At 64.8% G+C, this 19607-nt stretch carries 20 protein-coding genes and 1 riboswitch; of the genes, 10 read left to right on the top strand and 10 right to left on the bottom strand.

Annotated elements, in window-relative coordinates; genetic code table 11:
- Positions 1–17: 17 nt before the first annotated feature.
- From VSX79_RS13195 to VSX79_RS13185, 3 genes are all read right to left on the bottom strand, one after another.
- Entirely contained in the window at positions 18–2000 is a 1983-nt protein-coding gene (locus tag VSX79_RS13195) for an ATP-binding protein (protein WP_218844294.1), read from the bottom strand.
- Positions 2001–2096: 96 nt separating this feature from the next.
- Positions 2097–3299: a serine palmitoyltransferase gene (gene spt / locus VSX79_RS13190; RefSeq protein WP_179494719.1), complete on the bottom strand. Its 1203-nt coding sequence runs from the start codon at positions 3297–3299 to the stop codon at positions 2097–2099.
- A 94-nt stretch (positions 3300–3393) separates the two neighbouring features.
- Positions 3394–3630 carry an acyl carrier protein gene (locus tag VSX79_RS13185; RefSeq protein WP_179494721.1) on the bottom strand — a complete coding sequence of 79 codons (237 nt, stop codon included), beginning with the start codon at positions 3628–3630 and terminating at the stop codon, positions 3394–3396.
- A gap of 151 nt (positions 3631–3781) precedes the next feature.
- Between VSX79_RS13185 and VSX79_RS13180 the strand changes: the two genes are divergently transcribed.
- From VSX79_RS13180 to VSX79_RS13160, 5 genes are all read left to right on the top strand, one after another.
- Complete coding sequence (locus VSX79_RS13180) at positions 3782–4342, top strand: Pycsar system effector family protein (protein WP_179494723.1); 561 nt, start codon at positions 3782–3784, stop codon at positions 4340–4342.
- A 129-nt stretch (positions 4343–4471) separates the two neighbouring features.
- Positions 4472–5860 (top strand): MATE family efflux transporter, encoded by a 1389-nt coding sequence (locus VSX79_RS13175; protein WP_306455560.1) that lies wholly within the window; start codon positions 4472–4474, stop codon positions 5858–5860.
- 204 nt (positions 5861–6064) lie between these two features.
- The gene (groES, locus tag VSX79_RS13170; RefSeq protein WP_179494727.1) at positions 6065–6352 is read left to right on the top strand and encodes a co-chaperone GroES; all 288 of its coding nucleotides are present in this window, start codon (positions 6065–6067) and stop codon (positions 6350–6352) included.
- Positions 6353–6415: 63 nt separating this feature from the next.
- Positions 6416–8059: a chaperonin GroEL gene (gene groL, locus VSX79_RS13165; RefSeq protein ID WP_326913576.1), complete on the top strand. Its 1644-nt coding sequence runs from the start codon at positions 6416–6418 to the stop codon at positions 8057–8059.
- Positions 8060–8294: 235 nt separating this feature from the next.
- Positions 8295–9041, top strand: coding sequence for a glutaminyl-peptide cyclotransferase (locus tag VSX79_RS13160; RefSeq protein ID WP_326913575.1), 747 nt, complete (start codon positions 8295–8297; stop codon positions 9039–9041).
- On the opposite strand, the gene VSX79_RS13155 is transcribed toward VSX79_RS13160, so the two are convergent.
- The 4 genes from VSX79_RS13155 to VSX79_RS13140 form a co-directional block, all read right to left on the bottom strand.
- Positions 9038–9724, bottom strand: a complete 687-nt coding sequence (locus VSX79_RS13155) for a DJ-1/PfpI family protein (protein ID WP_179494733.1) — start codon at positions 9722–9724, stop codon at positions 9038–9040. The two genes, VSX79_RS13160 and VSX79_RS13155, sit on opposite strands and share 4 nt — an antisense overlap.
- Before the next feature lie 19 nt (positions 9725–9743).
- Positions 9744–9824: riboswitch (ZMP/ZTP riboswitch) on the bottom strand.
- 32 nt (positions 9825–9856) lie between these two features.
- On the bottom strand, positions 9857–10045 hold the full coding sequence (locus tag VSX79_RS13150; protein ID WP_257018026.1) for a hypothetical protein: 189 nt from the start codon (positions 10043–10045) through the stop codon (positions 9857–9859).
- 89 nt (positions 10046–10134) lie between these two features.
- The gene (locus VSX79_RS13145; RefSeq protein ID WP_179494737.1) at positions 10135–10464 is read right to left on the bottom strand and encodes an entericidin EcnAB; all 330 of its coding nucleotides are present in this window, start codon (positions 10462–10464) and stop codon (positions 10135–10137) included.
- A 168-nt stretch (positions 10465–10632) separates the two neighbouring features.
- Entirely contained in the window at positions 10633–10965 is a 333-nt protein-coding gene (locus VSX79_RS13140; RefSeq protein WP_179494739.1) for a hypothetical protein, read from the bottom strand.
- Between the two features lie 231 nt (positions 10966–11196).
- Here VSX79_RS13140 and VSX79_RS13135 point away from each other — a divergent pair, with 231 nt between their 5' ends.
- The 5 genes from VSX79_RS13135 to VSX79_RS13115 all read left to right on the top strand — a co-directional run bounded on the left by VSX79_RS13135 (position 11197) and on the right by VSX79_RS13115 (position 17957).
- Positions 11197–12183 carry an ArsR/SmtB family transcription factor gene (locus tag VSX79_RS13135; RefSeq protein ID WP_179494741.1) on the top strand — a complete coding sequence of 329 codons (987 nt, stop codon included), beginning with the start codon at positions 11197–11199 and terminating at the stop codon, positions 12181–12183.
- Positions 12180–13118 (top strand): methylenetetrahydrofolate reductase, encoded by a 939-nt coding sequence (metF, locus tag VSX79_RS13130; RefSeq protein WP_326913574.1) that lies wholly within the window; start codon positions 12180–12182, stop codon positions 13116–13118. The genes VSX79_RS13135 and metF overlap by 4 nt, the downstream gene beginning before the upstream one ends.
- A complete protein-coding gene (locus tag VSX79_RS13125) occupies positions 13115–14164 on the top strand; it encodes a homocysteine S-methyltransferase family protein (RefSeq protein ID WP_179494757.1) in 1050 nt (349 codons plus the stop codon). The genes metF and VSX79_RS13125 overlap by 4 nt, the downstream gene beginning before the upstream one ends.
- A gap of 126 nt (positions 14165–14290) precedes the next feature.
- Positions 14291–16909 carry a methionine synthase gene (gene metH / locus VSX79_RS13120; RefSeq protein WP_326913573.1) on the top strand — a complete coding sequence of 873 codons (2619 nt, stop codon included), beginning with the start codon at positions 14291–14293 and terminating at the stop codon, positions 16907–16909.
- Positions 16910–17003: 94 nt separating this feature from the next.
- Positions 17004–17957 (top strand): right-handed parallel beta-helix repeat-containing protein, encoded by a 954-nt coding sequence (locus tag VSX79_RS13115; RefSeq protein ID WP_326913572.1) that lies wholly within the window; start codon positions 17004–17006, stop codon positions 17955–17957.
- A 3-nt stretch (positions 17958–17960) separates the two neighbouring features.
- On the opposite strand, the gene VSX79_RS13110 is transcribed toward VSX79_RS13115, so the two are convergent.
- The 3 genes from VSX79_RS13110 to VSX79_RS13100 form a co-directional block, all read right to left on the bottom strand.
- Positions 17961–18467 (bottom strand): type III secretion system chaperone family protein, encoded by a 507-nt coding sequence (locus VSX79_RS13110; protein ID WP_179494763.1) that lies wholly within the window; start codon positions 18465–18467, stop codon positions 17961–17963.
- A gap of 160 nt (positions 18468–18627) precedes the next feature.
- Positions 18628–18966, bottom strand: coding sequence for an accessory factor UbiK family protein (locus VSX79_RS13105; RefSeq protein WP_326913571.1), 339 nt, complete (start codon positions 18964–18966; stop codon positions 18628–18630).
- Between the two features lie 45 nt (positions 18967–19011).
- Complete coding sequence (locus VSX79_RS13100; RefSeq protein ID WP_179494767.1) at positions 19012–19563, bottom strand: TspO/MBR family protein; 552 nt, start codon at positions 19561–19563, stop codon at positions 19012–19014.
- Between the last annotated feature and the right edge of the window lie 44 nt (positions 19564–19607).

Below are 19607 nucleotides of genomic sequence, written 5' to 3'. Positions count from 1 at the left end.
TCAGCGACCCGAAAGGCTCAACTCGCCAGCCGCTGACCGTCGGGCCGATGCTCGCCGCTCCGCCGGATTGCCTGGTCGAGCGCGCTGAGCGTGAAGGGTTTGCGCAGCACGTCATGGTCGCCGAAGGCGGCGTCCTCGCTGGCATCGCCCGCATAGCCGGTCACGAACAGCACCGACAGTTCGGGCCAGCGCTGTTTCAATCGCGCGACCATTTCGGGGCCGGTGAGTTCGGGCATCAGCACGTCGGAGAGGATCAGGTCGAAACCGCCGCGGCCTTCGGCCAGCCGTCCTTCGACCAAGGCCTCGGCCTCCATTGGATTGCCACACGCGACCGCGGTATGGCCGAGCTCGCTGACCGCATCGACCGTCGCGGCCAGGACGCGCGCGTCGTCCTCGACCACCAGAATGCTGAGTGCGTCGGCGGGCGTCGCGGGCGCGGCGGCATCGCCCGGGGCCGTGTCGTCCACGGTGTCGGCCAACGGTTTTGCGATGGGCAGCAGCATGGCGACGCTCGTGCCTTCGCCCTCGGTCGACGAAATCTGCACCTCGCCGCCCGACTGGCGGCAGAAGGCGAAGACCTGGCTCATGCCGAGCCCGGTGCCCTGGCCCGCAGGCTTGGTGGTGTAAAAGGGATCGAAGACGCGCTCGAGAACTTCGGGCGACATGCCGCAGCCGGTGTCGATCACCTGCACCGCGAGCGCCGCCGCCATGCCTTCGCGGTCGCCCTGCGTGCGGATCGTGAGCGATCCATGGCCGTTCATCGCGTCGCGCGCATTGACCGCCAGATTGAGCAGGGCGTTTTCGAATTGTTGCCGGTCGATCCAGCAGGCGCGGCCTTCGGCCTGAAGATCGAGCGTCAACGCGATCCGGTCGCCGATCGTGCGCTCGATCAATTGCGCAAAGCTTGCGATGCATTCGTCGATCGGGGTCATTTCGGGCCGCGCGGGCTCCGACCGGGCGAAGGTCAGCAGGCGCCGCGTCAGGTCGGCGGCGCGATTGGCGCCGTCGAGCGCGTTGGCGAGGTGGCGCTGCGCCTTTTCGGGCGTATCGGGAAGCCAGCGCTGCGCAAGCTCCAGGCCGCCGACGACGACCGCCAACATATTGTTGAAATCATGCGCGATGCCGCCGGTCAGCTGGCCGACGGCCTCCATTTTCTGTGCCTGACGCAGCTGCGCCTCCGCGGCTTCGCGGTCGGTCATTTCGCTGCGCAGCGCCGCGTTCGCATGGGCGAGCTCGGCGGTGCGCTCCTCGACCGCCGCTTCAAGCTGCGCGGCGCGATCGCTTTCGACCAGCTGCTCGCGCCGCGCGAGGCGCCGTTCCGTCTCCGCGCGAATCAACGAGAATGTCGCGCCGATCGCGATGACCGCCGCAGCCGCGCCGAGCAGCGAAAAGAGCAGGATCGCCTGGTTGAGGCTGGCGCGATCGGCGGCCGCCAACCGGTTGCGGTCGCTGAGCAGGGCGCGCTCGTTGGCGATGATTTCGGAAAGCAGCTTGTCGATCCGGCCCAGCCCCTCGCCCTTGCCGGCCGCGTAAAATTTGGAAATGGCGGCGACGGTCTGGTTGTAATTGGCGCTCAGTGCGGCATCGCCGAGTTGCTCGCCGCGGCTGTCCATCTCGCGCGTCAGTTGTTCGACCAGCGCCATCTGTTTCGGATTGTCGCGCACGTTGCGCTGCAGCCGCGCCATGAACTGGCGCGCGCGGCCCCACTGATATTCATAGATGCGCCCGTCCTCTTTCTGCAGCCCGACCGCGAAGCGGCCGAGCGCCGCTTCGGCGCGCGCGATAGCGGCATCGACCGATCGGGTCTGCGAAATGACTTCCATGCTCTGCGTTTGCCAGCCGAGCGAGCGGTCGTAATTGTCGTTGGCGCGGGCGAGCAGAAGGACGAGCGCTCCGACCACACCGGTCAGGATCGCGCCGAGGACGATCGTCGACCAGAAGCGAATACGCTCCCGCCGGCCGTCATTTTCGCTTTCGATATCCCGCTCGAACACGCGCATCTCTTACCGGACAAGCGGTGCGTCGCAAAGCACCGAAGGCCGCGCGGGTTCAATTCGCCCCGAAAAGGAATCCGCTGGTCGCCGCGCCGGCTCGCTTCAGCCGATAATGCCGACGCGCTTGCCCGCGCGCTCGAAGCGGCCAAGGATCTCGCCGACCTGCTCGCTCGAATGTTCGGCGCACAGCGAACAGCGCAGCAATGTCATGCCGGCGGGGGTCGCCGGCGGGCGCGCGAGGTTCACATACAGCCCCTCTTCGAGCAGCGCTTCCCACATCATCGCGCCTTTTTCGAGGTCGGGCATGATGACCGCGATGATCGCCGACTGCGGTTCTTCGGTGCCGAGCGTGAAGCCCAGGTCCCTGAGGCCCTTGTGCAGCGTCTTCGAATTTTCCCACAGATGCGCGCGCTTGTTCGATCCGTGCATCAGCTTGCGGATGCTCGTCGCCGCGGTCGCAACGACGCTGGGGGGCAGCGAGGCGGTGAAGACGTAGGGGCGGCAGACGAGCCGCATGATCTCGAACTTCGGATGGTTAGACACGCAGAAGCCGCCGACGGTGCCGACGCTCTTCGAAAAGGTGCCGATGATGAAGTCGACGTCGTCGATCACGCCCTGCGCCTCGGCAACGCCGCGGCCATGTTCGCCGATGAAGCCCATCGAGTGCGCCTCGTCGACCAGCACCATCGCCCCATTTTCCTTGGCCACGCGGACCATTTCCTTCAGCGGCGCGATATCGCCGAGCATCGAATAGACGCCCTCGAGCACGACGAGCTTGCCGGCTTCTGCAGGCAGGCGCTTCAGCCGCTTTTCGAGGGCCTCGATATCATTGTGGCGGAAGGCGACGATTTCGGCGTCGCCCATCTTGCACCCGTCATAGATCGAGGCATGGCTGTCGATGTCGAGGATGACATAGTCGCCTTTGCCCGCGATCGTCGAAATGATGCCGAGGTTCGCCTGATAGCCGGTCGAAAACACCATGGCATGATCCATGGCGTAAAACTCTTTCAGCGCCTCTTCGCACTCCTTGTGGCCCTGATAGGTGCCGTTGAGGACGCGGCTGCCGGTAGTGCCGCTGCCGAACTTGTCGAGCGCGTCCTTGCCCGCGGCGATGACATCCTCGTCGAAGGTCATGCCCATATAATTATAGGTGCCGAGCAGGATCGTCTCGCGCCCGTTGCAGATCGCGACGGTCGGCGAGACCACCTTTTCCATCACGAGGCTGAAGGGGTCGGTGACGCCCGTCGCGAGCAATGCCTCGCGCTGCTGGATCAGCGGGTCGAATTTGGAGAAGAGGTCGGTCATTTGGGTTCTTCCGTGCGCCCCGGCGAAAGCCGGGGTCCAGATAGGTTGCGCTACGCCGCGATGGACCCCGGCTTTCGCCGGGGAACACGCCCGGTCAGGCCTTCAGCTTCTCGACCGCGGCGACCAGTTGGCCGACATTTTCGATCTCGGCCTGCATGTTCATGCTGATGATGATGTCAAACGTGTCCTCGACTTCGGCAACGAAATCCATCACGGTCAGGCTGTCCCATTCGAGGTCGCCGGCAAAGGTGGTCGCGTCGGTCAGTTCGACGCCCTTCTTGTTGAACGGTTCGATCAGGCCGAAAATCTGGTCGGTGAGGGCGGTGCTCATTTTATGCGTCCCATACAGGAATAAGAATGCGCGCGGGCATGCCGCGATGATGTGCGATTGGCAAGCGAATGCGGCGGGAACAGGGCAGCATCTTGCCGAGAAACGCGCGGCGTGCCATCGCTGTGGCGGGTCGAAGACGAGGGACAGGCCGATGCCAGACGATCCGAAGCCAGCACCGGGCGCGGCCTTTCCGCCCAACGCCGTGCATCTGGTGCGCACGACGCAGCAGATCACGATGCAATTGTCGCAGATGGCCGACCAGAAGGCATCGATCCTGATGGGCGCGACATTTGTCGTTTTCACGCTCGCCATCGGGCAGGCGCGCGCCGGGGCGGGCGCGCTCGCGATGCCGCTGACCATCCTCGCGACCTTTTCCTTCCTGTCGGCGCTGCTCGCCGTTTCGGCGGTGCTGCCGCGCGTGGGAAAAGCGCCGCCGGTCGTCTACAAGGACGGCAAGGACCATAGCAACATCCTCTTCTTCGGCCGCTTTTCGCAGATGGATGAGGATGACTATATCGCTGCGGTCAAGTCGCGGCTGCGCAGCGAGGAAGACATTTACGAGACGATGCTGCGCGATACCTATCAGAACGGCATTGTCCTCGCGCGGCGCAAATATCGCTATCTCGCCTATGCCTACCGGCTGTTCGTCGCGGGGTTGACGTTGACCTTTGTCGCCTTCGGGGTCGAGATGGCGACGATGTGGGGTGGGTGAACATAGAGATCATCGCTGTTGCCTTTCTGCCACCCCGACCGAATAAATGATCCGCTAAAAATCATCCGGTATTGAACGCCTATATCCCTGCGCCTATCCGGGCCGGCTATGCTTCAGCAAGCCACCCCTTTGGCCGCGGATCGTTCGCGGGGCTTTCGCGCCGAATTTCGCGCGACGCTGGCGCTCGCCTGGCCGCTCGTCCTCACCAATCTGACCATGTCGCTCATCGGTGCCACCGACGTACTGATGGTCGGCTGGCTGGGGCCGACCGAGCTGGCGGCTGCCTCGCTCGGGTTCAACCTGTCGATGCTGCTCGCCATTTTCGGCATGGGGCTGGTGGCCGGCGCGTCGCCGCTGATGGCGAGCGAGATCGGGCGCCGGGCGCATTCGGTGCGCGATATCCGCCGGACCTTTCGCCAGACGCTTTGGCTCGTGGCGCTGCTGTCGGTGCCGATGCTGCTGATCCTCTGGAACACCGGCGCCATATTGCTGCTGCTGGGGCAGAATGCCACACTCTCCGCGCTCGCGCAGGAATATGTCCGCATCTACATGTGGTCGATCCCGCTGTTCCTCGCAACGCTGGCGTTCCGCAACTTTCTCGCTGCGCTCGAACGGCCGATGTGGTCGCTCGTCGTCGGGGTTGTCGGCGTGCTCGGCAATATCGTCTTCAACTATGCCCTGATCTTCGGCAAGTTCGGCATGCCGGCGCTCGGCATCGTCGGCGCCGGGGTCGGCAGCGTGCTCACGAATATGGTCATGCTCGCGCTGATGATCGCGGTCGTGTATCGAGAGCGGCGTTTTCGCCGCTATCACCTGCTCGGCCGTTGGTGGCGCAGCGACTGGCCGCGCTTTGCCGAAATGACACGTATCGGCACGCCGATCGCGATCAGCCACGCCTTCGAGGCCGGGGTCTTCTCTGCGGCTGTCATGCTGATGGGCTGGATTTCGACGGCGGCGGTCGCGGCGCATGCAGTCGCGCTGCAACTGGCATCGCTGACCTTCATGGTCCCTATGGGATTGGCGCAGGCGGCAACGGTCCGCGTCGGCATCGGCTATGGCCGCGGCGACGCAGCGCATGTCCGCCGCGCCGGCTGGACCAGCTTTATCATGGGCACCGGGTTCATGGCGGCGATGGCGCTGATCATGCTCGCGATCCCCGGCACGCTTGCCGGCCTGTTCATCGATCGAGCCAATCCCGCCAATGCCGAGGTCGCCGAACTGGCCGTCAGCTTCCTGATCATCGCGGCGCTGTTCCAGGTCGCCGACGGGGCGCAGGTCGTCGCGCAGGGCATGTTGCGCGGTTTGCACGACACTTTCGTCCCGATGCTGTTCGCGCTGTTCGGTTACTGGGTGATCGGCATCGGTGTGGGCGCCTGGCTGGCGTTCGAGCGTGACTGGGGCGGGGTCGGAATCTGGACCGGGCTCGCCACCGGGCTCAGCATCGTCGCGGTGCTGATGCTGTCGCGCTGGATGCAGCGCGAACGGTTGCGGCTGTTGCCGGCAACGGCGGTCCGCTGAACAATATGGGCCGCTGCATCGCGGACCGGACGCGCTTGCCCTTGAAGCCCGGATTTCGCGTCCCATCTGAAAGCGACAACGCGGCATCGATTTTTTTCCCGCCGCTGCCTTGACCCTGCCATATGCCCCGCCCATATGCCGGCTGTTAGCACTCGCGCCCTGTGAGTGCTAAGCGACATCCATTGCAATTCTGGAGGGATATCCATGCAATTTCGTCCGCTGCACGACCGCGTGCTCGTCCGCCGTATCGAAGCCGAAGAAAAGACGGCCGGCGGCATCATCATTCCCGACACCGCCAAGGAAAAGCCGCAGGAAGGCGAAGTCGTCTCGGTCGGCACCGGTACCCGCGCCGATGACGGCAAGGTCACCCCGCTCGACGTCAAGGCCGGCGACCGCATTCTGTTCGGCAAATGGTCGGGCACCGAGGTCAAGGTCGACGGCGAAGAGCTGCTGATCATGAAGGAATCGGACATCCTCGGCGTTCTCGCCTGAGCGATTTCATCGAATCGAAAGTGAAGTTGCGCAGTTTTCTGCGCCTTTGAAAGGAACAAGCACATGGCTGCTAAAGACGTCAAATTCTCGCGCGACGCGCGCGAACGCATCCTGAAGGGTGTCGACACCCTCGCCGACGCGGTGAAGGTGACCCTCGGTCCCAAGGGCCGCAATGTCGTGATCGACAAGAGCTTCGGCGCGCCCCGCATCACCAAGGACGGCGTCACCGTCGCCAAGGAAATCGAACTCAAGGACAAGTTCGAAAACATGGGCGCCCAGATGCTGCGCGAAGTCGCATCGAAGGCGAACGACAAGGCCGGCGACGGCACCACCACCGCGACCGTGCTCGCTCAGGCGATCGTCCGCGAAGGCATGAAGTCGGTTGCCGCCGGCATGAACCCGATGGACCTGAAGCGCGGCATCGACCTCGCGGTCACCAAGGTCGTCGAAACGATCAAGGCGCAGTCGAAGCCCGTTTCGGGCACCGCTGAAATCGCCCAGGTCGGCATCATTTCGGCCAATGGCGACAAGGAAGTCGGCGAAAAGATCGCCGAAGCGATGGACAAGGTCGGCAAGGAAGGCGTGATCACCGTCGAGGAAGCCAAGGGCCTCGATTTCGAGCTCGACGTCGTCGAAGGCATGCAGTTCGACCGTGGCTACCTGAGCCCCTATTTCATCACCAACCCCGAAAAGATGCTCGTCGAGCTTTCGGACCCCTACATCCTGATCTTCGAAAAGAAGCTGTCGAACCTCCAGTCGATGCTTCCGATCCTCGAAGCCGTGGTGCAGTCGGGCCGTCCGCTCCTCATCATCGCCGAGGACATCGAAGGCGAAGCACTCGCCACCCTCGTCGTCAACCGCCTGCGCGGCGGCCTGAAGGTCGCAGCCGTCAAGGCACCGGGCTTCGGCGATCGCCGCAAAGCGATGCTGCAGGACATCGCGATCCTGACCGCCGGTGAAATGATCAGCGAAGACCTGGGCATCAAGCTCGAGTCGGTCACGCTGAACATGCTTGGCCAGGCCAAGCGCGTCACGATCGACAAGGACAACACCACCATCGTCGATGGTGCTGGCGACCATGATGCGATCAAGGGCCGTGTCGAACAGATCCGTGCGCAGATCGAAACGACGACCAGCGATTACGACAAGGAAAAGCTGCAGGAACGCCTGGCGAAGCTCGCCGGCGGCGTTGCGGTTATCAAGGTCGGCGGCGCTTCGGAAGTCGAAGTGAAGGAACGCAAGGATCGCGTCGACGACGCCCTCCACGCGACCCGCGCTGCGGTTGAAGAAGGCATCGTCCCCGGCGGCGGTACCGCGCTTCTGTACGCGACGAAGGCTCTCGACGGCATGTCGGGCGTCAACGAAGACCAGACCCGCGGCATCGACATCATCCGTCGCGCGCTGCAGGCTCCGGTTCGCCAGATCGCCGAGAACGCCGGCTTCGACGGCGGCGTCGTCGCGGGCAAGCTGTTCGACCAGAACGACAGCAACTTCGGCTTCAACGCCTCGACCGACGTCTATGAAGACCTGGTCAAGGCCGGTGTCATCGACCCGACCAAGGTCGTCCGCACCGCGCTTCAGGACGCTGCCTCGGTTGCGGGTCTGCTGATCACCACCGAAGCCGGCATCGCCGAAACGCCCGACGACAAGCCCGCCATGCCCATGGGCGGCGGCGGCATGGGCGGCATGGGCGGCATGGACTTCTAAGGTCCAAACCGTTCGGTACTCAGCCAATGAAAAAGAGGGCCGGGGGAGAAATCCTCCGGCCCTTTTTTATGGTCCACGTGCCCCTGCGAAGGCAGGGGCCTATCTCCTGCCGCCGCATTCCCGAGCTATCGATTGCTGAGGGCGACTGGGTCGGCGATGGGCCCCTGCCTTCGCAGGGGCACGGCCGTTCCCTCATTGCCTGTTCAGGCTATGCGGCATAGCTAGGGCGGCGATGATGTTCGTCCTCGCCTTCGCGCTGCTCGCCGAGCCCGCACCGCCTCCGATCGAGCGCTGCGGATACCGCATCGTCGAAACCTTCCCGCACGATGCGACCAGCTTCACCCAGGGCCTCTTCTGGGACGAGGGGCATCTTTATGAAGCCACCGGCCACTATGGCCGGTCGCGCGTCGCCCGGCTCGACCTCGAGACAGGCAAGGCGTTGGCGCAGTCAAAGCTGCCCGCCGACCAGTTCGGAGAGGGGATCACCCGCTGGGGCGACCAGATAATTGGCGTCACCTGGCAGGGCGGCGTCGGCAACCGCTGGTCGATCAAGGATTTGAAGCTCCTCGAAACCTTCCAATATGAGGGCGAGGGCTGGGGCGTGACGATGGTCGAAGGCAGCCTGGTGCTGAGCGACGGGACGCCCGAACTGCGTTTCTTCGATCCGGCAACGATGGCGGAACAGCGGCGCGTGACCGTCCGTTTCGCCGGTCGGCCGATCGCGATGCTCAACGAGCTCGAAACGATCGACGGTCAGGTGTGGGCGAACGTCTGGATGACCGATTTCATCGTCCGCATCGATCCTGCGACCGGCAATGTCGTGTCGCTGATCGACCTGTCGACGCTCAAGGCCGACGCGGGGGTCAGCGGCACCGACAGCGTGCTCAACGGCATCGCGTGGGACGCGGAGGGGAAGCGGCTGTTCGTTACCGGAAAATATTGGCCGACGCTCTACGAAATCGCGCTCGCCGACTGCCGCTAGGCGCCGAGCGCCGCCTCCATTCGCGCCGCGGCGGCGTCATAGACATGCTCTTTCAATCCCGCGGTGATAGCCTTCGCCGCTCGGTCGGGGTGGCCGCCGGGGAAGGGCGGGGCGGGGTCATATTCGATGGCAAGCTGGATCGCCTGTGCGACCGTGTCGCCCTTGAGCCGGGCGATCAGCGTCAGCGCGAAGTCGAGCCCCGAGGTCACGCCGCCGCTGGTCACAATATTTCCGTCCTCGACGACGCGGGCGTTTTCATGGCTTGCCCCGACGAGCGGCAGCAAATGCGCATAGGCCCAATGCGTCGTCGCGCGCTTGCCCGCGAGCAACCCGGCGCGGCCGAGCAGGAAGGCGCCGGTACACACGCTCGTCACCCACGCGGCGCCCGCCGCCTGCTGCGCGATGAAATCGATCGTCGCCCGGTCGTTCAACGCATCGGCAACGCCGTGCCCGCCGGGAATGCAGAGGATGTCGGCTTGCGGCGCGCTCGCGAAGTCATGCGTCGGCAGGATAGCGAAGCCGCTGTCGGTCGCTATCGGGTCTAGGCGCGCCGCCGCGCCCGCGAGCACCGCGCCGGGCATTCGGCACAGCGCCTGCGCGGGCGCGGTGAAGTCGAGTTGTGTGATGCCCGGAAAGAGCAGGAAGACGATGGCGGTCGTCGTGCCGGACGCTGTATTGGTCATGGGATGGTCCTTCGCTGGCGTGGATCACCCAGGCGCGCGGCTCGCATCGGCCCCGTTTCCCGATGGAATTCCATCTTCAGCGCCAGTCGCGGGACGGCATCATCCTAATCCCCGCGGGGCGGCGAGGGAAGGCTATTCGGCGGTTTCTTTTGTTGCGGCCGATGGGTCGGCCGCGGGTGCGGCGCTGTCGCGGCTTTCGAGCATCGCGGCAGCATCGTCGAGGGCCTTGGCTTCGCTGACGGTCACGCCGCCGGGGCCGGGTTCATTGTCGGTGCGGCTGCACCCCGTGACCAACAGGGTCAGCAGGGCGGCGGCAGGCAAGGCGTTTCCTATCATATGCTTCCCATGAAAAAGGGCCCCATCGCTTCGGATGGAGCCCTTCTTTAACAGCCCAAGGGCGTGCCGGCGACTTATTGCTTGTCGTTGGCTTCGGCCTTCTTGGTTTCTTCGGCGATCTTGTCGCCAGCCTTGTCGGCAGCGTCGCCGGCGGCGTTCACCGTGCCTTCGACGGCGTTGCCGGCGTCATCGGCGGCGGCGGCGGTCGCATCGGCGGCGTCGTCGGCGGCAGCGGCGGTCGCATCCGCAGCATCGGCTGCGCCTTCGGCCATTGCGTCGCCGGTGGCGGCGGCGTCGTCAGCCATGGAATCGGCGGTTTCGCCGGCGGCGTCCTGCGTCTTTTCCGAGCAGGCGGCGAGGCTGAAGGCCGCGGCGGCCATCGAGGCGATGATGATCTTGCGCATGGGTATTCCTTTCGAATGCAATGACCGGGCGGCCGGCCATTGGCAGAGAGTTAACGGCGGATCAGGAGCTTGGCAACCGCGCTGCGAGATGCTGTCCCAAAAGGAAAGGGGCCGCCGGCAAACCGTCGACCCCTTCCTGTTCCTTCGGCCCGAAGGCCGGAAAGAAGCTTACTTCTTGGCTTCTTCCATCGCGCCCTTGGCGGCGTCGGCGGCTTCCTGGGCAGCGCCGGCAGCTTCGGCCGCCTTGTCGGTGGCGGTGGCTGCGTCGCCGGCAGCGGCGGCATCGCCAGCGGCGTCGGCGGCGGCACCGGCTTCGCCAGCGGCGGCGGCGGTCGCGTCGGCAGCGCCTTCGGCGGCTTCCATCGCGCCGTCAGCAGCGCCTTCGACGGTCGCAGCTGCGTCTTCGGTCGCGGCCGCCGTGTCGTCGGCAGCCTTTTCGGCGCAAGCAGCGAGGCCCATCGAAGCGGCGAGGACGAGCGACAGAGTGATCGATTTCTTCATGTGGGAATACCCCTCTCAAATTTGGACTGATCGACCGGCACAGGAACTGATCGATCCCGAACATTGCCAATCGCGCGCAGAATTACCCACTCGCCAAATCGCGTGCAACCGTCCTTTTGAAGATAGCCGCCGTGTTTCGCCGCAATCCGCCGACGACAGCAACGCGCGCCGCGGAAATTGCGGCGTGACGCTTGGTTGACCGGATATAAAGAAAGCTTTATATGTATGTCCGTGAGCGAGCTTATCGAAATTTTCCGCGCTCTCGCGGATCCGACGCGATTGCGAGTCGTCGCGCTGCTGCGCGAGATGGAGCTTGCGATCGGCGAACTTGCGATTGTGCTCGACCAGAGCCAGCCGCGTGTGTCGCGCCATGTCCGTATCCTCGTCGAGGCCGGGATCGTCGAGCGGCGGCGCGAGGGAAGCTGGGTTTTCCTGCGCATTGCCGCCGAAGGACCGGTCGCCGAAATTATCGGTCAGGCCGAGAAATGGCCCTTCTCGGCGCGCGAAACGCGCGTCATCGCGCATGATGCGCGGCGGCTGGCGGCGGTGCGCGACGAGCGCGCTGCGGCGGCAGCGCGATATTTTGCCGAACATGCCGCCGAATGGGATGCGATCCGGTCGCGCCATATCGCCGAGAGCGAGGTCGAAGCGGCGATGCTGGCGATGATGCATAATCGCCGGCTGGGGCATTTGCTCGACATCGGCACCGGCACCGGCCGGATGGCGGAGATTTTCGCACCGACCGCGCGCCGGATCACCGCGCTTGATCGCAGCCCCGAAATGTTGCGGATCGCGCGCACGAAGCTGGAACGGCAGCCGGTGCCCGTCGATCTGATGCAGGGCGACTTTCTGGACCTGCCGGTCGCCGATGCCAGCATCGACAGCATCGTCATCCATCAGGCGCTCCATTTCGCGCACGAGCCCGACCGCGTGATCGCCGAGGCGAGCCGCGTGCTGCGCGGCGGCGGCCATCTGCTCGTCGTCGATTTCGCGCCGCATGAGGATGAGGAATTGCGCGCGCTTGCGGCGCACGCGCGTCTCGGATTTTCGGATGCGCAGATCCGCGGATGGTTCGCATCGGCGGGCCTGCTGCTCGAAACCACCCAGACGCTCGAAGGCGGGGAGCTGACCGTAAAACTGTGGCTCGGCCGCCGTCGCAGCGATGAAGATCAACCCCCCGTCGCCGAGGGCGGGCAAGGCAAAAGGCTTGCGGCATGACGTCGAACCTCAACTCGCTGGCGGAGGCGCGCCGCGCCGCGGCCTCCCCGCTGTTCGCCAATCTCGACGGCGATATCGGCGTCAGCTTCGAATTTTTCCCGCCGAAGACCGAAAAGATGGAAGCGCAGCTGTGGGACACGTTCCGCGCGCTCGAGCCGCTGGAGCCCAGCTTCGTATCGGTGACCTATGGCGCGGGCGGGTCGACTCGCGAGCGCACCCACGCGACCGTCGCGCGCATCGCCGCCGAAAGCGCCGTGCCGCCCGCCGCGCACCTGACCTGCGTCGAGGCGTCGCGCGCCGAGATCGATGAGGTCGCGCGCGCTTATTGGGAGGCGGGCGTGCGGCATATCGTCGCGCTGCGCGGTGACGTCCCCGGCGGTGAGCCCTATCGGCCGCACCCCGACGGCTACGCCAATGCGATCGAACTGGTCGCGGGCCTGAAGGCGATCGCGCCGTTCGACATTTCGGTCGCCGCCTATCCCGAAACGCATCCCGACGCGGATTGTCCGCAGGCCGATCTCGACAATCTGAAGCGAAAGCTCGACGCGGGCGCGACGCGGGCGATCACGCAATTCTTCTTTTCGCCCGACAGCTTTCTGCGTTTTCGCGATGCCGCCGCCGCTGCCGGCATCGACGCGCCGATCATTCCCGGCATCCTTCCCGTGTCGAACGTGTCGCAGACGCGGCGTATGGCCGATATGTGCGGCACCGCGATCCCGGCGTGGATGGTGTCGCTGTTCGAAGGGCTCGACGATCACCCCGCCGCGCGCCAGCTGGTGGCGGCGACGATCGCCGCCGAAATGTGCCGCCGCCTCTACGCGGGCGGCGTGCGCGATTTCCATTTCTATACCCTCAACCGCGCTGAACTCAGCTATGCTATCTGCCATTTGCTTGGATTGCGGCCGGTATCGACCGCAAAGGACCAGGCAGCATGAGCAGCGCACGCGAAGCATTGCAGGCGGCGGCGAAGGAACGCATCCTGCTGACCGATGGCGGCTGGGGCACGCAGATCCAGCTCCGCAAGCTGGCCGAGGCCGACTATGCCGGCTCGCTGGGCCTCGGCCACGACCAGAAGGGCAACAACGACATCCTTGCGCTGACGCGGCCCGACGTCGTGACGGCGATCGGCGAGGCCTATCTGGCGGCGGGGTCGGACATCGTCTCGACCAATACCTTCAGCGCGAACCGGATCAGCCAGGCGGATTATGGCGCCGAGGCGCTCGTCGCCGAAATCAATCGGGAAAGCGCGCGGCTGGGCCGCGAGACGGCGGAAAAATATGAGGCGCTCGATGGCCGCCGGCGCTTCGTCGCGGGCGCGGTCGGGCCGACGAACAAGACGCTGTCGCTCTCGCCCGACGTCAACAACCCCGGCTATCGCGAGATCGATTTCGACGAACTGAAGGACGTCTATCTGGAACAGGTCGTCGCGCTCGCCGAGGGCGGCGCCGACTTCATCCTGATCGAGACGATCTTCGATACGCTCAATGCCAAGGCGGGCATCGCGGCGACGCTCGAAGCCGAGGCGAAGGTCGGGCGTGAACTGCCGCTGATGATCTCGATGACGCTGACCGACCTGTCGGGTCGCAACCTGTCGGGGCATACGGTCGAGGCCTTCTGGTACGCCGTGCGCCATGCGAAGCCGCTGACGATCGGGCTGAACTGCTCGTTCGGCGCGTCGCAGCTACGTCCGCACGTAAAGGTTTTGTCCGAAATCGCCGATGCGCTGGTGATGGTTTACCCCAACGCGGGCCTGCCGAACGAACTCGGCGAGTATGACGAGATGCCTGACACGACGGCGGAACTTGTCCGCGAATGGGCCGAGCATGGCCAGGTCAACATCCTCGGCGGCTGCTGTGGCTCGACGCCCGCGCATATCGCGGCGATGGCGAAGGCGGTTCAGGGGCTGCCGGCGCGGCAGATTCCCGAGGTGCCGGTGCGCACGCGGCTGGCAGGGCTCGAGCCTTTCACGATGGCGGCCTGATCTCGCTCTGGAGATAGAACCCCGCTCGCCCTGAGCTTGTCGAAGGGCCGTCCTTTCTTCGGGCGAGCGTTGGATAAGAAGGACAGGGCTTCGACAAGCTCAGCCCTAACGGAAAAAGAAAAAAGCATGACCACCGCCGCTTCCTCCAGCTTCGTCAATATCGGCGAGCGCACCAACGTTACCGGCTCCGCTGCGTTCAAGAAACTGATCATGGCCGACGACTATGCCGCGGCGGTCGAGGTCGCGCGCCAGCAGGTCGAGAATGGCGCGCAGGTCATCGACGTCAACATGGACGAAGGCCTGCTCGACGCCGAATATGCGATGACGACCTTCCTGAAGCTCATCGCCGCCGAACCCGACATCGCGCGGATTCCGGTGATGATCGACAGCTCGAAATGGAGCGTGATCGAGGCGGGCCTGAAATGCGTGCCGGGCAAGCCGATCGTCAATTCGATCAGCATGAAGGAAGGCGAGGAGCAATTCCTCGATCATGCGAAGAAGTGCATTGCCTATGGCGCCGCGGTCGTCGTGATGGCGTTCGACGAGGTCGGGCAGGCCGACACCAAAGAGCGCAAGATCGAGATTTGCGAGCGCGCCTACAAGCTGCTCATGACCATCGGCTTCCCGCCCGAGGACATCATCTTCGACCCCAATATCTTCGCGGTCGCGACGGGGCTGGAAGAGCATGACAATTATGCCGTCGATTTCATCGAGGCGGTGAAGGACATCCGCGTCCGCTGCCCGCACGCGCATTTTTCGGGTGGGCTCTCGAACCTGTCGTTCGGATTTCGCGGCAACGAGACGGTGCGCCGCGCGATGCACAGCGTCTTCCTCTATCATGCGATCCCTGCCGGGCTCGACATGGCGATCGTCAACGCCGGGCAGCTCGACGTTTATGATACGATCGACCCCGAACTCAGGACCGCATGCGAGGATGTCATCCTCAACCGCAAGGTGGACGGTGAAGAGCTGAGCCCGACCGAGCGGCTGATCGCGCTCGCCGAACGTTACAAGGGAACGAACGCCGCGCAGGAAAAGGCGGCCGAGGAATGGCGCGGCTGGGCGGTCGAAAAGCGGCTCGAACATGCGCTGGTCAAGGGCATCGACGCCTATGTCGTCGACGACACCGAAGAAATGCGCCTGTTGATGCCGCGCCCGATCGAGGTGATCGAAGGGCCGCTGATGGACGGGATGAACGTTGTTGGCGACCTGTTCGGATCGGGCAAGATGTTCCTGCCGCAAGTCGTCAAATCGGCACGCGTGATGAAGAAGGCGGTGGCGCACTTGCTGCCCTTTATCGAGGCATCGAAGGAACCGGGCGCGAAGGGCAAGGGCAAGGTCGTGATGGCGACGGTCAAGGGCGACGTCCACGACATCGGCAAGAATATCGTCGGCGTCGTGCTCCAGTGCAACGGCTTCGAAATCGTCGACCTGGGCGTGATGGTGCCGTGGTCGAAGATCCTCGAGGCGGCGAACGAGAATGACGCCGACATGATCGGCCTCAGCGGCCTCATCACCCCCTCGCTCGACGAGATGGTGACCGTCGCCGAGGAAATGCAGCGGGCGGGGATGACGATGCCGCTCCTCATCGGCGGCGCGACGACGTCGAAGGTGCATACCGCGCTCCGCATCGACCCCGCTTATCAGGGGCCGGTGCTCCACGTCCTCGACGCGAGCCGTGCGGTCGGCGTCGCGACCGCGCTGGTCAGCGACACCGGGCGCGATGCCTATGTGCAGGGCTATAAGGATGATTACGCCCATGTCCGCGATGTGCGCGCGGGCAAGGGGCAAAGCGTGCTGCTCGGCATCGAAGAGGCGCGCGCCAATTATTACGACGCCTATCTCAGCGACAAGCCCGCACCGCCGCTCCAGCCCGGTCTCCATCGCTTTGACGACTGGTCGCTGGAAGATTTGCGCGAATGTATCGACTGGACGCCCTTTTTCCGCGCGTGGGAACTGCATGGCACCTGGCCGTCGATCATGGACGACGATGTCGTCGGCGAGACGGCACAGGCATTGAAGGCCGACGCCGATGCGATGCTCGACCGGCTGATCGCCGAAAAATGGCTGACCGCGCGCGGCGTTTGCGCTTTCTGGCCCTGCGCGCGCGATGGCGACAGCGTCACCATCCACCTCGCCGAGGAGGAACGGCATGTGACGCTTCCCTTCCTGCGCCAGCAGATCAAGAAGAGCCGCGACCGCGCCAATATGTGTCTCGCCGATTTCATCGATCCCGCGGGCGACTGGATCGGCGGCTTCGCGGTCGGCATCCACGGCATCGAACCGCATTCGGAGCGCTTCCGCGCCGACAAGGACGATTATTCGGACATCCTGCTGAAGGCGCTGGCCGACCGTTTCGCCGAGGCTTTTGCCGAGCGTCTGCACCAGCATGTCCGCACGACCCTGTGGGGCTATGCGCCCGGCGAGCAGCTGACCAACGAGGCGCTGATCAAGGAAGAATATCGCGGTATCCGTCCGGCCCCGGGCTATCCCGCCTGTCCCGATCACAGCCTGAAGCCGATCCTGTTCGAACTGCTCGCGGCGGGCGACAATGCCGGGCTGGTGCTGACCGAAAGCTTTGCGATGCTGCCGACGGCGGCGGTCAGTGGCTTCTATTTCGGGCATCCCGAAAGCCAGTATTTCGGGGTCGCGCGGATCGGCAGCGACCAGCTCGAAGATTATGCGGCGCGGCGCGGCGTCGATATCGAAACCGCGACGCGCTGGCTGCGGCCCAACCTCGATTAACGGCCGTGGTGGCGGCTGTCCGATAAGGGGACAGGCGCGCGGTTAACCAGCTTCGCGGGCGACTGGGCCCGCAAAACCCGCTATGCGGCTGCGCATGTTCACGTCCATCCTGCGCCGGCCCCTGTTGCCGCTGCTCGCCCTTCCGTTGCTGCTGGCGCCGGTTCCGCTTCCGGCCCAGACGGGCGGCGCCCCCTACAGCGTCGACGGCCGGGTCTTTTCGCGCTTGCAGGACGCCGTCGATGCGATCGGCGAGGGCGAGGGGACGATCCGCATCGCCCCCGGCTATCACCGCGACTGCGCGGTGCAGACCGCGGGACGCATCGCTTTCGTGGCCGCCGAGCCGGGCCGTGCCATCTTCGACGGCGTGACGTGCGAAGGCAAGGCGGCGCTCGTTCTGCGCGGCGATGGTGCGCGCGTGGACGGCATCGTCTTTCAGAATATGCGCGTTCCCGATGGCAATGGCGCGGGCATCCGGCTCGAGACGAGCGATCTCGACGTCGTGAACGCGATGTTTCGGGGCAGCGAGGAAGGCATTCTCACCGCCGACGATCCAGAGGCGACGCTGACGATCGACCGTTCGACCTTTTCGCGCCTCGGCCGCTGCGACCGGGGTTTGAGCTGCGCGCACAGCGTCTACACCGGCATCTACGGCCGCGTCACCGTCACCCGCTCGCGTTTCGAAAAGGGCAGCGGCGGCCATTATCTGAAAACGCGCGCGATCGCGGTCGATATCAACGACAACAGCTTCGACGATACGCAGGGGAAGGCGACCAATTATATGATCGACCTGCCTTCGGGTTCGGTCGGACGGATTTCGAACAATCTGCTGGTGCAGGGCCGCGACAAGGAAAATTATTCGGCCTTCATCGCCATCGCGGCCGAAGAGCGCAAGAATCCGTCGCGCGGCCTGATTATCGAGGGCAATCGGGCTAACCTGCCGCCGGGCATGGATCGCCGGTCGGTGTTCGTCGCCGACTGGAGCGGCGAGGCGCTGACGATCGGGGCGAACGAGCTGGGCACGGGACTGACGAAGTTCGAGAAGCGGTAAGGCCTAGGCCTCGCCGCGCGTTTCGATGAGCGAGGCGGCGAGCGCCTCTGCGGGCGTCTTGCCGCCCCACAGCACGAACTGGAACACGGGGTAAAAGCGCTCGCATTCGTCGATCGCGCTTTCGATCAGCGTTTCGGTCAGGTCGAGCGACAGCCCCGCATCCGCACCGACGAGCATCCCGTGGCGGAAGAGGATCGTGCCGCTGTTCGACCACAGCTCGAAATGGCCGAGCCAAAGCTGTTCGTTGATCAGCGCGAGCGCCTCGTGCGCGACCGCGCGCTTGTCCTCGACGACGCGGATGTCGGGAAAGGCGAGGAGCTGGATCACGCCGTCTTCGGGGCGCCACACCGCGCGCAGTTCATAGGTCGTCCAGCTGCCCTGCGCAGTCGCGACGATCTCATCCTCGCCGACCATCTCGTGCGACCAGTCGTGCGCGGCGAAATAGGACGCCAGCATTTCCATCGGCGCCGCATCCTGGCCGTCATCGTCGTCGTAAAGATCGTCACTCATGCGCGCTCCCCTAGCCGTTCTTGGGCGAGGTTGCGAGTCTGCAGGTCGCGTGGCCGATCGTCATCCCGGCGACGGGGGTTCAGAGGCGCGTGTCTGAACAGGATCGCGCCGGCATAATCGAAACGCGAGGCCGGAACCCCGGCTTTCGCCGGGGTGACGGTCATTTTTTGGGCGCGGCCTTGGCGCTGCGTGCCGCAGGTTTCGCCGCGGCTTTGGCGGCGGGCTTCGCTGCCGGGGCTTTTGCAGCCGCAGCGGCCTTGCCGGCGCCTTCGAGCTTGTCGAGCCGTGCCTTCAACGCTTCGGCCTCGGCGCGCGCGGTAGCGGCCATTTTCTTCACCGCCTCGAATTCCTCGCGGCTGACGAAATCCATACGGCCGACGAATTCCTTCGCGCGGTCGCGCATCGCGGCTTCGGCTTCGCGTCCGGCGCCGGCGACGGTTCCGGCGACGCCGTTGATCATCTTGGCGAGATCGTCGAAAAAGCGGTTTTCGCTCTGCATGTCATATTCCTTCGTCGGGGCTATCCCCAGTTGTCCCTTGCGCCTTCACCTTATCTGGGTGCTGGCGGCGGCGGGGACAAGGGTTTCGGCGTCGGGATTGCGCTGATCGATCTGGAAATTGAGGATCGCGGCAAAGCTTAGCCACATCATATAGGGGACGAGCAGCCACGCCGCGGCCTTGCGGATCGGCGCGAAGGCGAAGGCGGTCGCGATGGTGACCATCAGGATGAAGATGATCAGGTAAAGCGCGGTCGTCACCTGATGCTGGCCGAAGAAAAGCGGCGACCAGGCGAAATTGGCGACCAGCTGGACGAAGAAGAGCAGCAACGCGAAGCCGCGCCCTTTTGCGCCGCGCGCATGCAGGATCATCGCGAGTGAAAGGCCCAGCATGATATAGAGGACCGGCCAGACGGTGGCGAACACCCAGCCCGGCGGCGTGATCGGCGGAAGGTCGAGCGACGCGAACCAGCGATTGTCATAGCCGCTGTTCGACAAAAGTCCCATCAGGCTGCCGATCAGCACGATTGCCGGAACGGTGACGAGCGCCCAGCGCAGATAGGACATGCGAAGCTGGCCCTGTGTCGCGATTTCGGTCATGTCCGCAATATCCCCCAAATGCGAATCCGTTGCATTTGTGTCGC

Origin of the sequence: Sphingopyxis chilensis (assembly GCF_035930445.1) — a bacterium.
Lineage (GTDB): Bacteria > Pseudomonadota > Alphaproteobacteria > Sphingomonadales > Sphingomonadaceae > Sphingopyxis > Sphingopyxis chilensis.
This window is presented reverse-complemented; position numbering and strand designations above follow the sequence as displayed.

Coding starts and splice junctions, on each gene's coding strand:
- metH (WP_326913573.1), top strand. CDS start 14,291: ATGACCACCGCCGCTTCCTCCAGCTTCGTCAATATCGGCGAGCGCACC.
- VSX79_RS13145 (WP_179494737.1), bottom strand. CDS start 10,464: ATGCGCAAGATCATCATCGCCTCGATGGCCGCCGCGGCCTTCAGCCTC.
- VSX79_RS13195 (WP_218844294.1), bottom strand. CDS start 2,000: ATGCGCGTGTTCGAGCGGGATATCGAAAGCGAAAATGACGGCCGGCGG.
- spt (WP_179494719.1), bottom strand. CDS start 3,299: ATGACCGACCTCTTCTCCAAATTCGACCCGCTGATCCAGCAGCGCGAG.
- groL (WP_326913576.1), top strand. CDS start 6,416: ATGGCTGCTAAAGACGTCAAATTCTCGCGCGACGCGCGCGAACGCATC.
- VSX79_RS13115 (WP_326913572.1), top strand. CDS start 17,004: ATGTTCACGTCCATCCTGCGCCGGCCCCTGTTGCCGCTGCTCGCCCTT.
- metF (WP_326913574.1), top strand. CDS start 12,180: ATGACGTCGAACCTCAACTCGCTGGCGGAGGCGCGCCGCGCCGCGGCC.
- VSX79_RS13110 (WP_179494763.1), bottom strand. CDS start 18,467: ATGAGTGACGATCTTTACGACGACGATGACGGCCAGGATGCGGCGCCG.
- VSX79_RS13100 (WP_179494767.1), bottom strand. CDS start 19,563: ATGACCGAAATCGCGACACAGGGCCAGCTTCGCATGTCCTATCTGCGC.
- VSX79_RS13125 (WP_179494757.1), top strand. CDS start 13,115: ATGAGCAGCGCACGCGAAGCATTGCAGGCGGCGGCGAAGGAACGCATC.
- groES (WP_179494727.1), top strand. CDS start 6,065: ATGCAATTTCGTCCGCTGCACGACCGCGTGCTCGTCCGCCGTATCGAA.
- VSX79_RS13185 (WP_179494721.1), bottom strand. CDS start 3,630: ATGAGCACCGCCCTCACCGACCAGATTTTCGGCCTGATCGAACCGTTC.
- VSX79_RS13180 (WP_179494723.1), top strand. CDS start 3,782: ATGCCAGACGATCCGAAGCCAGCACCGGGCGCGGCCTTTCCGCCCAAC.
- VSX79_RS13155 (WP_179494733.1), bottom strand. CDS start 9,724: ATGACCAATACAGCGTCCGGCACGACGACCGCCATCGTCTTCCTGCTC.
- VSX79_RS13140 (WP_179494739.1), bottom strand. CDS start 10,965: ATGAAGAAATCGATCACTCTGTCGCTCGTCCTCGCCGCTTCGATGGGC.
- VSX79_RS13160 (WP_326913575.1), top strand. CDS start 8,295: ATGTTCGTCCTCGCCTTCGCGCTGCTCGCCGAGCCCGCACCGCCTCCG.
- VSX79_RS13105 (WP_326913571.1), bottom strand. CDS start 18,966: ATGCAGAGCGAAAACCGCTTTTTCGACGATCTCGCCAAGATGATCAAC.